This window comes from Nitratifractor sp. (assembly GCF_015487065.1).
Classification (GTDB): domain Bacteria; phylum Campylobacterota; class Campylobacteria; order Campylobacterales; family Sulfurovaceae; genus Nitratifractor.
Genome location: NZ_WFQN01000148.1, coordinates 1 through 14755 on the forward strand (window position 1 = coordinate 1; position 14755 = coordinate 14755).

Annotated in this window: 15 protein-coding genes; 9 read left to right on the top strand and 6 right to left on the bottom strand. The window is 57.8% G+C overall.

Going from position 1 to position 14755, the window contains the following annotated elements:
• The coding region (locus tag F8I07_RS08550) for a hypothetical protein (protein WP_292658372.1) at positions 1-449 on the bottom strand (449 nt) is incomplete at its 3' end.
• A 118-nt stretch (positions 450-567) separates the two neighbouring features.
• Here F8I07_RS08550 and F8I07_RS08555 point away from each other — a divergent pair.
• The 3 genes from F8I07_RS08555 (at position 568) to F8I07_RS08565 (ending at position 2838) form a co-directional block, all read left to right on the top strand.
• Complete coding sequence (locus F8I07_RS08555; protein ID WP_292658374.1) at positions 568-954, top strand: STAS/SEC14 domain-containing protein; 387 nt, start codon at positions 568-570, stop codon at positions 952-954.
• 94 nt (positions 955-1048) lie between these two features.
• Positions 1049-2332, top strand: coding sequence for a citrate synthase (locus tag F8I07_RS08560; protein WP_292658379.1), 1284 nt, complete (start codon positions 1049-1051; stop codon positions 2330-2332).
• Positions 2333-2382: 50 nt separating this feature from the next.
• Positions 2383-2838: a hypothetical protein gene (locus tag F8I07_RS08565; protein WP_292658381.1), complete on the top strand. Its 456-nt coding sequence runs from the start codon at positions 2383-2385 to the stop codon at positions 2836-2838.
• A 278-nt stretch (positions 2839-3116) separates the two neighbouring features.
• Here the strand turns inward: F8I07_RS08565 and lhgO are convergent, their stop codons facing one another.
• The 5 genes from lhgO to F8I07_RS08590 all read right to left on the bottom strand — a co-directional run bounded on the left by lhgO (position 3117) and on the right by F8I07_RS08590 (position 7467).
• The gene (lhgO, locus tag F8I07_RS08570; protein ID WP_292658384.1) at positions 3117-4316 is read right to left on the bottom strand and encodes an L-2-hydroxyglutarate oxidase; all 1200 of its coding nucleotides are present in this window, start codon (positions 4314-4316) and stop codon (positions 3117-3119) included.
• 98 nt (positions 4317-4414) lie between these two features.
• Positions 4415-4666, bottom strand: a complete 252-nt coding sequence (locus tag F8I07_RS08575; protein ID WP_292658387.1) for a type II toxin-antitoxin system RelE/ParE family toxin — start codon at positions 4664-4666, stop codon at positions 4415-4417.
• Positions 4666-4893, bottom strand: a complete 228-nt coding sequence (locus F8I07_RS08580) for a ribbon-helix-helix protein, CopG family (protein ID WP_292658390.1) — start codon at positions 4891-4893, stop codon at positions 4666-4668. The genes F8I07_RS08575 and F8I07_RS08580 overlap by 1 nt, the downstream gene beginning before the upstream one ends.
• 172 nt (positions 4894-5065) lie before the next feature.
• Positions 5066-6367 (bottom strand): malic enzyme-like NAD(P)-binding protein, encoded by a 1302-nt coding sequence (locus F8I07_RS08585; protein WP_292658393.1) that lies wholly within the window; start codon positions 6365-6367, stop codon positions 5066-5068.
• Positions 6368-6543: 176 nt separating this feature from the next.
• Complete coding sequence (locus F8I07_RS08590; protein ID WP_292658396.1) at positions 6544-7467, bottom strand: methylenetetrahydrofolate reductase; 924 nt, start codon at positions 7465-7467, stop codon at positions 6544-6546.
• On the opposite strand from F8I07_RS08590, the gene serB reads away from it, so the two are divergent.
• From serB to F8I07_RS08620, 6 genes are all read left to right on the top strand, one after another.
• On the top strand, positions 7396-8187 hold the full coding sequence (gene serB, locus F8I07_RS08595; RefSeq protein WP_292658398.1) for a phosphoserine phosphatase SerB: 792 nt from the start codon (positions 7396-7398) through the stop codon (positions 8185-8187). The genes F8I07_RS08590 and serB overlap by 72 nt on opposite strands.
• Positions 8184-9950, top strand: coding sequence for an ABC transporter ATP-binding protein (locus F8I07_RS08600; RefSeq protein ID WP_292658400.1), 1767 nt, complete (start codon positions 8184-8186; stop codon positions 9948-9950). The genes serB and F8I07_RS08600 overlap by 4 nt, the downstream gene beginning before the upstream one ends.
• A gap of 351 nt (positions 9951-10301) precedes the next feature.
• On the top strand, positions 10302-11075 hold the full coding sequence (locus F8I07_RS08605) for an undecaprenyl-diphosphate phosphatase (protein ID WP_292658403.1): 774 nt from the start codon (positions 10302-10304) through the stop codon (positions 11073-11075).
• 323 nt (positions 11076-11398) lie between these two features.
• Positions 11399-12787 carry a DEAD/DEAH box helicase gene (locus F8I07_RS08610; protein WP_292658406.1) on the top strand — a complete coding sequence of 463 codons (1389 nt, stop codon included), beginning with the start codon at positions 11399-11401 and terminating at the stop codon, positions 12785-12787.
• 76 nt (positions 12788-12863) lie between these two features.
• Complete coding sequence (locus F8I07_RS08615; protein WP_292658409.1) at positions 12864-13115, top strand: OadG family protein; 252 nt, start codon at positions 12864-12866, stop codon at positions 13113-13115.
• Between the two features lie 2 nt (positions 13116-13117).
• Positions 13118-14755: biotin attachment protein (locus F8I07_RS08620; protein ID WP_292658412.1), on the top strand; the 1638-nt coding region annotated here is incomplete at its 3' end.

Consider the following 14755-nt stretch of genomic DNA (forward strand, 5'->3'; position numbering starts at 1 on the left):
GCGGAATGGGGATGGGGCTGGGGGGTGCGCGGCCGTGAGACGGGCCGGATCGCCAGTGTGCTTTGGGCGTGTTTCGGTTGGGGAGCGTCAAGTCCCCGGGATGTGTTTACGGGGACGGCCCGAGAAGACAAACGAGTCGGAGTGGCGGCGATGCGCCCGGCCAGCTCGTCCATCCGTTGCCGCACATGGGCCTGGATACACCAGCGTTCCCCCGCCGCGCAGTCACGGCGAAGCCGATCCATCCAGGCACGCTGGGACCAGAGAATCCGGGGATCACGCCGGGAGATCGCGTCCACTGTGCGCTGTAGCCGCGCAAACTCCCTTTGCAATGCCGGATCGCAGAGGGGCCGCTCGTAGGCCTGCGAAGGCCGGGTGCACGAGAGGGCATGGATTGCCACCGGAAATAGCGCTATCATCACTAAAAAGCTGAAGGCCGATAATCGGTTCATCATATGACTCCTGTTGAAATTTTCTGCAATGATACCGATGAAATTCGGCATTGTAAATGACGTTTTTTCGAAAAATTTCAAAGCGGTATAATAGGAAAAATCACCAGAGGAGGAAGCCATGTCGGTCGAGATCGATACGCGGGGCGTCGGAATCTCCGTCATCATGGACGGCGGATGGGAATTGGTCAAAATCGTATTGGAAGGGAAACTGCACCATGAGGATTATGAAGTGCTGATCCCGGTGATCGAGCGGGCCATCGAGGCGGCGGGTGAGCACAAGCCGGATATCCTGGTGGATATGCGGCGCTTCGAAGGGTGGACCTTCGAGGCGGCGCTGGACGATCTGAAGTTTGGCCTCAGGATCCGGCATGCCTTCCATCGGATGGCGATCGTGGGAGAGAAGAAGTGGGAGGAGATCTCCGTGGAGCTCTTCCGGCACTTCTGCAGTGGAGAGATGCAGTTCTTCGAAGATTACGATGCCGCCATGGCATGGCTGAGGAGCTGAGTCACTCTTTTCTCCCGCCCGTTTCCCCGCGTTTTGCTACTTTTTTGCTACACACCCTGTGCTATACTCAATAAAAGCACAAAGGAGGATCGTGATGCCCAAAGAGACCATGACCCTGATCGACAATCGCACCGGCAAACGCTACGAATATCCCATCATCGAAGGGACCCGGGGCCCAGCAGCGGTGGATATGCGTAGCTTCTACCGCGACAGCGGAATGTTCAGCTACGATCCGGGCTTCACCTCCACGGCAAGCTGCCGCTCGGAGATCACCTTCATCAACGGTGAAGAGGGAGAACTGCGCTACCGGGGCATTCCCATCGAGGATCTGGCCACGGGCCACAGCTACTTGGAGGTGATCCATCTGTTGCTGGAGGGGGAGCTGCCCACCGACGATGAGCGGGTAGCGCTGGATCTGGAGCTTCGGCACCGCTCTTTTCTGCCGGAAGGGTTGGTGAAGCTCTTTGAGATGATGCCCGACAACGCCCACCCCATGTCCTCGCTCAGTGCGGGGGTGACGGGGCTTTCGGCCTTTTACTACGAGCATCTGAAGCTGGAGAGTGACGAGGATTACCGCCAGATGGCCCACCGGATCGTCGCCAAGATGCCGACGCTGGCCGCCTTCGCCTATCGCAACAGCCTGGGAGCGACCTATATCTACCCCGATATCGACCGGAGTTTCACCGAGAATTTCCTCTATATGCTGCGGGCCTATCCGGGAGGCAAGCTTCACCGGGAGGTGAACGGCCCGAGGGAGATCAAACCCATCGAGGTGGAGGCGCTCGACACGATCTTCACCCTCCATGCCGATCACGAACAGAACGCCTCAACTACCGTCGTGCGCAGTGTCGCTTCCACCGGTGCTCATCCCTATGTGGCCATCGCCTCGGGGATCGCCGCACTCTGGGGCCGGGCCCACGGCGGAGCCAATGAATCGGTCATTGAGCAGCTGAAGATGATCGGCAGTGTTGAGAATGTGGACAAATATATCGCCCGGGCCAAGGATCCCGACGATCCTTTCCGGCTCATGGGCTTCGGCCACCGGGTCTACAAAAATTTCGATCCCAGAGCCCGCATCCTCAAGACGCTGCAGGACCGGCTGACCGAGGAGCTGGATCTGGATACGGAGCTGATGCGGATCGCCCGTCGGATCGAAGAGATCGCCCTCAATGACGACTACTTCATCTCCCGCAAGCTCTATCCCAACATCGATTTCTACTCCGGGATCATCCTCACGGCCCTGGGACTGCCCCGCTCCATGTTTACCCCCGTTTTCGTCATCGGGCGGACCGTGGGGTGGGTGGCTCAGTGGATCGAGTTCAACAAATCCCCCGAGGCCAAGATCGCCCGCCCGCGGCAGGTCTATGTGGGAAAATGAGCCTTCTGGATTGAGAATTGAGAATTGAGAATTAGGCGGTGAAGAGATTTTTGAAAGTTCTGGGTTGGGTCTTCTCCTTTTTGGTGGCGATTTTGGGAAGTGCGTTGGTGCTTTCGCAGATCAAATATACAGATCACAGCCCGGAGATGAAGCCTATTGGACAGAAACTTCTGAGTCGGATGAAAGATTGGCGGATAGGGTCGGATGGCAATGTATCCGATATAAAACTGGGGGCACGAATCGCTGGGGTTTTGAACGGGGTTGGATGCACCGGGGTCAGAGTGGATCAAAGTATCACGACGGTGATGAGTGCGGGGAATCGTCGGTATTCGTTTACGGGACACTGTTGGATTCCCGGGGGAGAGTTGGCCAGAATAGATTTGACGCTTCACGAGAAAGAACCTGCTGAATTTGGGATGGTGATCGATCACAGTCTCTGTTATTTTGTGGAAGGGCGGGAATCGTGGTGCTACACCCAGAGTCTGGTGAGCCTGCCGAGTCGTTGATATCTATATTCACCTGCCCTACTTACGGAATGCAAGGTGGTGGGGTTTTAACCCCGAATATGCGGGACTGAAGTCCCGCCTCCAAATAGAGGAAATATCCCCGTTCTTTGAGAGTGGTAGTGTGGGTTTGCCAAACCACGAAGATTTAGATCGTGAAGGTAGAGAACGTGGGATAGCAAACCACGCTACAAAATTGATTCAGGAACTGCGGTTTACGGGGATTTTTGTGTCCCTGGATTCCGGATCAAGTCCGGAATGACAGAATATATTACGAGGGTTTATTTGCTGCCGTCGATATACTCCTCGATGACCCATTCGGTGAAGGGCAGGGCGCAGGTGAAAGCGGGGGAGACAGCATTGAGGATGTGGATGCTGTGCTCGTCCCCTTCGACGATGAAATCCTGGACCAGCTCCAGGGACGCTTTGTCCAGCAGTTGGGCGCGGATGCCGGGGGTGCTCCAGGTGTCGAATCGCTCCGCGTCGATCTGCCGGACCATCCCGGCGGCCAGCTCAGCCAGGTGTTTTTTGGAGTATTTGCGAAACTCCTCCAGGGCCAGTTTGCGGAACCCGAAGCTGTCGGTGGCGAAGAGTTTGGCGTCGTACCAGAGGATCTCGGTCAGCTCGTCGGGACGGAAGCGCTCCAGCCCCCGGTAGTTCTCGCGCCAGAAGGCGGGGATGGCGGTGGGGCCGATCTTGACGGTGCCGTCGACGGTGACGGTGTAGTGGACCCCCAGGAAGGGATTTTCCAGCTTGGGAACGGGATAGATGTTGGTCCGCACGGGGGCCGGTTCGCCGGAGTATTTGAGGTAGATCCCTTTGAAAGGCAGGATCGTGTAGCGTTCCCCGAAGCCGTAGGCCTGGGCGATCCGGTCGGCGTAGAGCCCGGCACAGTTGATGATTTTGCCGGCGGTAACGGTATGGGTGCGGGTCATGACATGGTTGTTGCCCAGGTTGCCCATCCAGGGATTGCCCAGCATGAGGCGGGTCCCTTCGCTCACGACGATGTGGCGGAGCTTCTCCAGGACCTGCCGGGGATCGACGGTGGCGGTGGTGGGGCTGTGAAGCGCTTCACGGTAGGTGCGGATGTTGGGATCGATCTTCGCGGCTTCCTCTTCGCTGATGATCCGCACCTCCACCCCGTTGGCCTCTCCCCGGCGCAGCAGTTCGTGCAGTGTCTGGCGCTCCGCTTCGTTTTGGGCGACGACCACTTTGCCGCAGGGATTGATGTCGAGTTTGTAGGTTTCGCAGAATTCCCGCATTGCCCGGTTGCCGTCACGGGTGAAGCGGGCCTTGAGGGAGTCGGCGGTGTAGTAGAAACCGGCGTGCAGCACTCCGCTGTTGCGCCCGCTGGCATGGCGGCCGACTTCGTCCTCTTTGTCCAGGACAACGATGGAAGCATCGGGATACCGCTTGCGCAGGTTGTGGGCCATCGACAGGCCGATGATCCCGGCCCCGACGATGAGAAAATCGCAGGTCATAGGAGCTCCTTGTGGAGGAATAGGGGAATTATAGCAATCCGATATTTCTACTTGATACTTTTACCAATATATCCGGGGGATCGGCGAAGAAGAAAAGATCAGTAGACCTCTTTCCGGTGGGCGATACGGATTAGGGTGATGAGGAGAATATCTTTTTCTCTCAGATAGATGATTCTATAGTTTCCGGCGCGTTTTCTGTATTTGCCTTTATGTCTCCCTCTGAGGGGCTTGTCTTTTGCAAAATGCCCCTTTTCAAGGTCCCGGATTTTGGAGTAAACCAACCTCCGGTCTTCTGTATTCAGCTTTTCAAGCTCCTTGAGAACCGGTTTCGGGATGATGATTTTGAACATTATTCAAGCCCGAGTCTCTTGGCTACTTCTTCCAGTGTATAGACCTCGGTTTTTCCAGCTTTGACATCGTCAATACGTTTGTCGGCGATCATCTCGTCCAGGGTATCGAAATAGGTACTGACCGCCTTTTCAATCAGGTAGGTCCTTGATCGTTCCAGTTCCCGGGCATAATTATCCAGCTCGCTTAGCAAATCTTCATCCATACGTATATTGATCGCTTTTTTCATCTCATCCATCCACGTGTATATATGTATCTACAATATACTACAAATGTTGAATAGTGTCAAGGTACAATGAGAATTCCAAAGAGAGAGTCAGAAGAGTGTAGAAAATTTTGTGTTAGATCAGATTGGTGTTGTTAGATTTAGATACAGAAGGCCTCAAGGGCCCAGGAAAGACTTAGATCTTGCCGTCGAGATGGTCGGCTAGACGCTGGAGCTTGGTCTTGTAGGCTTCCAGATCGAACTCTTTGATCCGGGCGACGCCGTCCTCGACCGCGGCCTGGGCGACGGCGGAGGCGACGTAGACCAGGACCCGGCGGTCGAAGGGAGAGGGGATGATGTAGTCGGGGCCGAACTCCATGCACTCACGTCCGTGAGCCTTCATGACATGCTCGGGGACGGGCTCTTTGGCCAGGGCGGCCAGGGCGCGGGAGGCGGCCATCTTCATGTTTTCGGTGATCTTGGTGGCGCGGACATCCAGGGCGCCGCGGAAGATCTGGGGGAAGCCCAGGACGTTGTTGACCTGGTTGGGGTAGTCGCTGCGGCCGGTGCCGATGATGATGTCGGGGCGTGCCTCTTTGGCCAGAGGAGGCTTGATCTCCGGGTTGGGATTGGCACAGGCGAAGATGATGGGGCTTTCGGCGCTCATAGTCTTGACCCATTCGGGATCGATCAGGTCCGCCCCGCTGAGGCCCAGCACCATGTCAGCGCCTTTCATGGCGTCTTCCAGCGTCCGATCGGGAGTCTCGAAGGCAAACTCCTGCTTGTATTTGTTCAGATCGGTCCGACCGCTGTGGATGACCCCTTTGGAGTCGAGCATGGTGATGTTTTTGACACCCAGCTGCTTGTACATACGGGCGCAGGCGATTCCCGAAGCACCGGCGCCGATGACGACGACTTTGAGATCTTCGGGTTTCTTACCGGTCATCTCCAGGACGTTGATGAGACCGGCGGTAGTAATGACGGCGGTTCCGTGCTGATCGTCGTGGAAGACGGGGACGTTACAGATCTCTTTGAGGCGGTCTTCGATTTCGAAACAGCGGGGCGCGGAGATATCCTCCAGGTTGATCCCGCCGAAGCTGTCGGCGATCCGGGCGACGGTTTCGATGATCTCTTCGGTATCTTTGGTATTGAGCTCGATATCGATGGCATCGACGTTGGCGAAAGTCTTGAAGAGGACACCCTTGCCCTCCATGACCGGTTTGCCGGCCAGATGGCCGATGTCTCCCAAGCCCAGTACGGCGGTTCCGTCACTGACGACGGCGACTAGGTTGCCCTTGTTGGTGTATTCGTAGGCCGCCTCTTCATCCTTCTCGATCTCGAGGCAGGGATAGGCGACCCCGGGGCTGTAGGCCATGGCCAGCTCTTTTTCGGTGTCGCAGGGCTTGGTGATCAGGGTTCCGATCTTTCCGTTGGTGTCGAACTCGTTGCGTGCTCTGTGGTACTGCAGAGATTCTTCTCTGAATTTGTCGTTGCTCATGGCATCTCCTGTTGTTTGTGAAATAAAGATACATTATCTTACTCAGAAGTAGTTGAGATTGCCAATTGTCAGAGAGGAAGTGGAGCGAAATAGCCCCGATGTGTAACGGGATTACGCAGAATGGATTTTGGATTTTCTCGGCTTAACAAAAATTATCAGCTAGCTTAAACTATCCACTACTCACTCCCGATAAGCTGGGCGCAGAGTTCGAAGCGGTTGTGGGTCATGAGGTGGACTTTGGGGTGCAGGGCCATGATCTCGTCGAAGATCCGCTTGGAGAGGGCGAAGCCCACATCCCGCTCCTTCTCGGCACCATCCATGGTGGCGAGGTTCATCTCGTCGATGATCGCTTTGGGGACGCTGATGCCGGGGACCTTGTCGTCAATGAAGGTGGCGGTGCGCGCCCGGATGATGGGGAACTGCCCCAGGATCAGCTGGGCCTCTTTGGCAGTTTCCCGGATGCTTTTGCTCCGGGCCTCTTCAAAGATCGCCAGCAGCTCTCTGGCATTCTCCAGGTCGAAGACCGGCTGGGTGATGATGGCCCGGGCGCCGTAGTCGAGCTTCTTGACCATTCGCTTCATCAGATGCTTCATATCCTTGGCGTAGGCGTTGCTCACGGCGAAGGGATAGATAGGTTTGGGGCGGGGGTCCAGTGCCTGCCCCGAGTAGTCGAAGCCGTTGTTGAGGCGGTAGATGATGCTTAGCAGCAAGGTGATGTCGCGCTCCAGGACCCCCTTGACCTCGGGATGGTCACTGAACTTGGCGGGATCGCCCGTCAGCGCCAGGATCAGACGGATATCGAAGTCGTTGGCCCCCAGCAGAGAGGATTGCAGAGAGAGTTTGTTGCGGTCGCGCATACTCATGGTGGCGATGACCGGCTTGCCGAAACGCTGCTGAACCCGGATGGCGCTGAGGATTGCCGACATCTTGAGGCGGGCCAGGGGGTTGTCGGTGACAGAGAAGCCGCTGACTTTTTGCGACAGGCCGGCCGCTTCGATGGCCTGGAGGGTCGGCTCCATGGAGGCGCCGTGGGGCGGGGTGATCTCTACGGTGATGAAGGGACGGGTCCCCTGCAGATTCTGGCAAAAGCTTTCGAACATCGGATTCTCTTTCATTCCCCGTCGGGTCGGTTTGGCTATAATTCTACCAAAAAGAGCCAAAGAGAGCCGATGCATAAACTGGCAGTATTCGATTTCGATTCGACCTTGATGGATGGTGAGACCATCGATTTCCTGGCCGCGGAGCTGGGACTGGAAGAGGAGGTGGCCGCCATTACCCGGCAGGCGATGGAGGGACATCTGGACTTTTTCAAATCCCTTCTCGCCCGGGTGGCGCTCCTCGAGGGACTTCCCGACGTACGGGTCCAGGAGATCTGTGAAGGGCTGCCCCTGATGCCCGGAGCCAAAGAGGCGGTTCACGGACTGAAGAAGCGGGGCTACAAGGTGGTCTGCTTCTCCGGCGGCTTCCGTCGGGCGACCCGGCCCGCGGCGGAGGTGCTGGGGCTCGATGCCGACTTCGCCAACTACCTCCACGAGGATGAGGGGATCCTTACCGGAAAAGTGGGAGGCGAGATGATGTTCGGCGACTCCAAAGGCCGGATGATCGTGCGGCTCCAACAGCTGCTGGGCGTCTCCCCGGAAGAGACCCTGGTGGTGGGTGACGGCGCCAACGACCTGAGCATGTTCGCCCATGCGGCGACTCGGATCGCCTTTTGTGCCAAGCCGGTCCTCAAAGAGGCGGCTACCCACACCATCGAGACCAAGGACCTGAGCCGGGTGCTCGAGATCGCCGACTCCCTGAAAGATCCCGCCGCGTCGTGACCTTCCGCTCCTGTCGTATCACCGATCTGCTGCGCCGGACCCTGCACTACCGTTCCGCCCTGATCCGGGGCAACCTGGCGGCACTGCTGGCGACCCTGCTGACGGTGACGATCCCGCTCTTTATCCCGATCCTCGTCGATGAGCTGCTGCTCAAAAAGAGCCATACGATGACCAGTTGGGTGGCGGAGCATATTCACCCGATGAGTCTGGAAGGGTATGTCTTTTTCTTCCTGGCCTTGGTAATCGTGCTGCGGGGGCTCGGCTTCCTGCTCAATGTCTATCAGGTCAAGACCTTCCTGGGGGTCTCCAAAGACCTGGCCTACCGCCTGCGCCGTTCGGCAGTGGAGCATCTGGAACGGGTCTCCCTCAAAGAGTACGAGACCAGCTCCTCCGGGGCCATCGCCTCTCGGCTTGTGACTGACATCGCCACCGTGGATACCTTCGTCGGGACCACGGTGAGCAAATTCGTCATCTCCATCCTCACCCTGATCTTTACGGCGGTGGTGCTGTTGATCATCGACTGGAAGCTGGCGCTCTTCATCCTCGTGACCAATCCGGTGGTGGTCTTTTTCACCGCCAAACTGGCCCGCAACGTGGGGCGGCTCAAGCGGGAGGAGAACCGGGCGGTAGAGGCCTTTCAGTCGGCGCTGACGGAGACGCTGGAGCTCTTTCATCAGATCCGGGCGGCCAACAAAGAGGAGTATTTCTTCTCCCGGATCGTCCGGGAGGCACGCTCTCTGCGTGAACGTTCCGTGGATTACGGGTACAAGAGCGACCGGGCGATGCGTCTGTCCTTTCTGATCTTTCTCAGCGGCTACGAGCTTTTCCGCTCCGTGAGCATCCTGGCGGTGGCCTACGGCGGGCTCAGCGTGGGGCTGATGCTGGCGGTCTTCGGCTACCTGTGGATCATGATGACGCCGACGCAGGATGTGATCAACTTCCAGTACGCGCTGGCCTCCGCCCGCGCCGCCTGCCGTCGGATCGACGGGATCTTCGCCATGGAGCGGGAGCCGGAGGTCGAGCAAAGCGAGGATCCTTTCCGTGGGAAAGCGACCGTAGCCATCCGTACGGAGGATCTCTCCTTCGGCTATCGGGAGGATCGTCAGATTCTGAAGCAAATCTCCCTGGAAATCCCGTCCGGCGCCAAAGTGGCGCTGGTGGGCCCCAGCGGAAGCGGCAAGACGACGCTGGCCAATCTCCTGGTGGGTTTCTACCCGGTTCAGGAGGGTGAGATCTACTACGACGAGGTTCCCTCCCGTCGCATCGCCCTCCCGGTGATCCGGGAACATATCCATGTCATCCTCCAGCACCCCAAGCTCTTTAATGATACAATGCGTTTCAACCTCACGCTGGGACGGGAATATCCTCCCGATCGGATCGAAACGGCGATTCGCATCGCCCAGCTGGAGGATGTGATCGCGACGCTGGAACAGGGGCTCGATACCCAGGTAGGGCGCGACGGCGTGCGGCTCAGCGGCGGACAGCGTCAACGGGTCGCCATCGCCCGGATGATCCTGCTCGATCCCGAAGTGGTGATCTTCGACGAGTCCACCTCGGCCCTGGATGTGCACACCGAGGCGAAACTCTTTGCGGAGCTGGAAGAGTATCTGCGCCCCAAGACGGTGGTCACCATCGCCCACCGCCTCAGTACCATCGAAAAGGCGGAGTATGTCTTCGTCCTGGAAGACGGCCGTCTGGCGGACCAGGGCACGCCCGCAGAGCTGATGTCGCGGGAAGAGGGATACTTTGCCAGAATGATATGAATCATTCGGGTGAGTGAGGAGTGAGGAGTGAATAATGGAGAGTGAGGAGTGAGGCAGCGAGTGGAAACTAGTAATGAGGAACTAGTAACTAGTAACCGTTGGCTATGTAGCGTGGAATTGCGATCCCACGGGGGAATGGGGAATTGAGGATGGAGAGTTGAGAATTTTGGTGCGCCGCATAGCGGCGCGGTTTGATGTTGGATTGCGGTGCGTTGCTTTGCAACGTTTTTTTTTGGAGGCGGGACTTCAGTCCTGCACATTTACTTGCGACGTGAGGCGGCGTTGCCGCCGTTCTTGCGACTTGCGACTGTGCCACAGGCACTTTCAATAGACCAATAACCAGAGAACCAAATGGACTACTTTCAAGCAATTATCATCGGCATCATCGAAGGCTTTACCGAATTCTTGCCCATCTCTTCGACCGGGCATATGATCGTGGCGGAGCACTATCTGGGGATCGCCCAGAGCGATCTGACCAAGGCCTACGACGTGATTATCCAGTTCGCGGCGATCCTGGCGGTGATGCTGATCTATCGGGAGAAGATCAGTTTCAAAAAGATCGTACTCTGGGAGAAGTTGCTGGTGGCTTTTCTGCCCCTGGGGGTGATCGGCTTTCTGCTGCGGCATCAGATCAAGGCGCTCTTCAGCGTGCAGGTGGTGGCGTGGATGTTCATCATCGGCGGGGTGGTCTTTTTGATCGTGGAGCATTTCTATGACGAGGAGGCCAAAGAGCGAGTCCAGGATGTGGAGCAAGTGAGCTGGATGCAGGCGGTAGCTGTGGGTTTCGCCCAGGTCTTCGCGCTGATTCCCGGAACCTCTCGGGCCGGGGCGACCATCATCGGAGGACTGTTGGCAGGGCTGGATCGCAAGACTTCGGCGGAGTTCTCCTTTCTCCTGGCGATCCCGGTGATGGCGGCGGTGAGCGGCTACGATCTGCTCAAACACTACCATGCCTTCGCCCACGCCCAGTGGGGCCCCTATCTGGTGGGTTTCGTGGTGGCTTTCGTCGTGGCCTGGATCACCATCAAGCTCTTCCTGGCTTTCCTCTCCCGCTTCACCTTCGTCCCCTTCGGGATCTACCGGATCCTCTTTGGGGCCTTTCTGCTCTGGAGCATGGGGAATTAATGAGGAATGAGGAATGAGGAATGAGGAACCGAAATTTAGTGAGAAGTGAAGAGTGAAGAGTGAGGAATGAGGAGTTTTGGTATGCGTTGCGTTGCAACGCTTTTTGTTTGGAAGTGGAATTCATTCCCGCCAGGCTGGCGTTGGCCCTGCCTTCCAATAACCAATATACCAATACACCAATAACCAAAGACAGTCTTTGACTCTTTTGAGCCCCCTTCGGGGGATTCAGAAGGTTCAAAGGACCCGATCCGGGTTTGGGCCCGGTAGAGAAGTTTGAACGAAATTCCGGGGAGTGTTTTCCCCGTTTGTGCAAAGGTAAGTGTATGACATTCAGAGATTTCGACCTGCATCCCGAGGTGGCCAAAGGGGTCCGTATCGCCGGATTCAAAGAGCCCAGTCCCATTCAGAAAGAGGCGATCCCCATCATTCAGGAGGGGAGAGATCTGGTAGGCCAGGCCCATACCGGAACCGGCAAGACCGCCGCCTTCGGTCTGCCGATCCTGGACCGGATCGCCCGGGGGGAGGTGGAGCGGGCCCTGGTGATCACTCCCACCCGGGAGCTGGCGACCCAGGTGAGCGACGAGCTCTACCATCTGGGACGTTTCGCCGGGATCCGCACTCTGGCGGTCTATGGCGGTGTGGGCTACGGACGGCAGATCGCCCTGATACACCGTGGCGTCCAGATCGTCGTGGCGACCCCGGGGAGGCTCAAGGATCTCTACCAGAAAGGGAAGATCGATGTCTTCAACCCTGAGATCGTGGTGCTGGACGAGGCGGACGAGATGCTCGATATGGGCTTCCTCGACGATGTACGTGAGATCTTCGAATACATCCCCCAGAATCGCCAGACGCTGCTCTTCTCCGCCACGATGCCCGATCCCATCAAGGAGCTGGCCGATACGCTGCTCTACGAGCCGGAATTTGTCTCTGTCGTAGGGGAAGAGACGACCAAGAACGTGGATATCGAACAGCTCTACTACGTGATCAACGAGAACCAGCGGGACGAGGCGATCGTGCGGCTGCTGGAGACCGAAGATTACAACAAAGCGCTGATCTTCTGCCGGATGAAGCGGGAGGTGGATCGGCTGACGGAGCATCTCCAGGCCCTGGGCTTCAACGCCGCGGGACTGCACGGCGACATCGATCAGATGGAGCGGGACGCCATCGTCAAATCCTACCGCCGGGGCGAGATCCGGATCCTCATCGCCACCGACGTGGCGGCCCGGGGGCTGGATATCAAAAATGTCACCCACGTCTTCAACTACCACATCCCCTTCGATCCCCAGAGCTATGTTCACCGTATCGGCCGAACCGGCCGGGCGGGTAAGCAGGGCCGGGCGATCACCCTGGCCTCCACCGAGGAGTTCCGGGAGCTGCAGCGGATCCGCAAAGAGGTGGGTGCGGATATGAAACTGGCGACACTCAAGGTCTCCGGCGGCGGCGGTATCGGGGAGGAAGAGATACGGATGCTGGGTCAGAAGCTCCAGGAGACGGCGATCCATCCCATGGCGGATAAGGTTCTGGAAACATTGGCAGATATGGACCAGGCCACCTTCATCCGCAAGGCGGTCAGCTATATTCTCGAGAGCGAGACCTTTGATGTCAGCGATCGGATCGGTTACGACGAGTCAGAGCTGGAGGCGATGCTCGGAGAGTTCGAAGCGGAGCAACGCCAGGCCAAAACCGGGAAAAAGAGAAAAAGAAGAAGGTAGCGTTTTCTCTTAAGAGTCATCAAGGAAATCTATCCTACAATTGTCCATCGCCAAAGTCTATTGCAAAGGATCGGGGATGGAGGTTCATCTCGTCAGCGAGAGTATCAAGTTCATGATACTGGGAATGGGGATCGTTTTTATCTTCCTCTATATACTGGTGCTGTTGATGCGTCTCCAGGCCTGGGTCATCGCCCGCTATTTCCCTGAGAGATCTTCCGTCAGCGGTGAGAGAGCGGCATCGTCGGCCGAAGAAGAAGAGCGAGCCAGAGTCGCGGCGATCGTCGCAGCGGTGGCCGAATACCGCCGATCCCACGGTAAAAGGGGCTGAAGATGGCGAAACGCTATATCGATGTGATGGATACCAGTTTCCGGGACGGCTTCCAGTCGGTCTTCGGAGGCCGGGTGCTGATGGAGGATTTTTTCCCGGCGGTGGAGGCGGCCCTGGAGGCAGGGATCACCCACTTCGAGTTTGGCGGCGGGGCCCGCTTCCAGAGCCTCTTTTTCTATCTGCAGGAGAACGCCTTCGAGATGATGGACCGCTTCCGCGAGATGGTCGGTCCCAATGTCAATCTCCAGATCCTCGCCCGGGGGATCAATACGGTGATGCTAGACACCGGCAGCCGGGAGATGATCGATCTCTTCGCCAAGCTCTTCGCCAAACACGGCACCACCACCGTTCGCAACTTCGATGCCCTCAACGATGTAAGGAACCTGGAGTACAGCGGCGCCTGCATCAAAAAGCACGGTATGGACCACGAAGTGGTGGTGACGATGATGGATCTGCCCCCCGGATGCAAGGGGGCCCACGATGTGGCTTTCTACGAAAAGGTTCTGCGTCAGATCCTCGACAGCGGCCTGGAATTCGACAGTGTCGCCATCAAAGACGCCAGCGGCACCTCCAACCCCCACAAGGTCTTCGAGACGATCCGGATGGCCCGGAAGCTCCTGGGGGTCAATACCCATATCCGGCTCCATACCCACGAGACCGCCGGAGTGAGTGTCGCCTGTTATCTGGCGGCGCTGGAGGGAGGCGCCAACGGCATCGACCTGGCGGCGGCTCCTGTAAGCGGCGGGACCTCCCAGCCCGACATGCTGACGCTGATGCACGCCCTCAAGGGGACCGACTACGATCTGGGAGGACTGGAGCTTCAAAAGGTCCGACAATATGAAAAGCGTTTCAAAGAGTGCCTCAAGGACTACTTCGTTCCCCCCGAAGCGACCCGTGTCAATCCCATCATCCCCTTCGCCCCCATGCCCGGCGGCGCTCTGACCGCCAACACCCAGATGATGCGCGACAGCGGCAACCTGGACAAATTCGATGCGGTGATCGAAGCGATGACCGAAGTGGTGGAGAAGGGTGGCTACGGCACCTCCGTGACCCCGGTGAGCCAGTTCTACTGGCAACAGGCCTACGCCAACGTCATGTTCGGCCCCTGGAAAAAGATCGCCCCCGGTTACGGCCGGATGGTCCTGGGCTACTTCGGTCGCACTCCCATGCCTCCCGATCCGAAGATCGTGGAGCTGGCCTCGGAGCAGCTGCATCTGGAGCCCACCACCGAAAATCCCCTCGATATCGCCGATCGGGACGAGAAGAAATCGATCGCCTACTGGCGGGCGGTGCTGCAGGCCGAGGGGATCGAGACCAGCGACGAGAACATCTTCATCGCCGCCTCCTGCGACAAGAAGGGGATCGCTTTCCTCAAAGGCGAATCGCCCCTGATGGTCCGCAAAGGAGCTCAGGAAACAACAAACAACGGGGAGAAAAACGCCATGGCAGGAAACTACACGGTCATAGTCGACGGAAAAAGATACAGTGTTCAGGTCGCCGAAGGGGAGGGGGAGATCACCGTCCAGAAGGCGGAGAGCAAACCAGCTTCAGGTGGCGAGACCCCCAGCGCTCCGGCGGCGCCTGCCGGAGGCAAGGGCGGGATCGAGATCCACGCCCAGACCCCCGGAACCGTCTGGAAG

Bases quoted from the DNA above. Each gene is read 5' to 3' on its own strand.
- F8I07_RS08560 (WP_292658379.1), top strand. From the start codon at position 1,049: ATGCCCAAAGAGACCATGACCCTGATCGACAATCGCACCGGCAAACGC.
- F8I07_RS08615 (WP_292658409.1), top strand. From the start codon at position 12,864: ATGGAGGTTCATCTCGTCAGCGAGAGTATCAAGTTCATGATACTGGGA.
- F8I07_RS08590 (WP_292658396.1), bottom strand. From the start codon at position 7,467: ATGTTCGAAAGCTTTTGCCAGAATCTGCAGGGGACCCGTCCCTTCATC.
- F8I07_RS08575 (WP_292658387.1), bottom strand. From the start codon at position 4,666: ATGTTCAAAATCATCATCCCGAAACCGGTTCTCAAGGAGCTTGAAAAG.
- F8I07_RS08605 (WP_292658403.1), top strand. From the start codon at position 10,302: ATGGACTACTTTCAAGCAATTATCATCGGCATCATCGAAGGCTTTACC.
- F8I07_RS08555 (WP_292658374.1), top strand. From the start codon at position 568: ATGTCGGTCGAGATCGATACGCGGGGCGTCGGAATCTCCGTCATCATG.
- F8I07_RS08585 (WP_292658393.1), bottom strand. From the start codon at position 6,367: ATGAGCAACGACAAATTCAGAGAAGAATCTCTGCAGTACCACAGAGCA.
- F8I07_RS08580 (WP_292658390.1), bottom strand. From the start codon at position 4,893: ATGAAAAAAGCGATCAATATACGTATGGATGAAGATTTGCTAAGCGAG.
- F8I07_RS08610 (WP_292658406.1), top strand. From the start codon at position 11,399: ATGACATTCAGAGATTTCGACCTGCATCCCGAGGTGGCCAAAGGGGTC.
- lhgO (WP_292658384.1), bottom strand. From the start codon at position 4,316: ATGACCTGCGATTTTCTCATCGTCGGGGCCGGGATCATCGGCCTGTCG.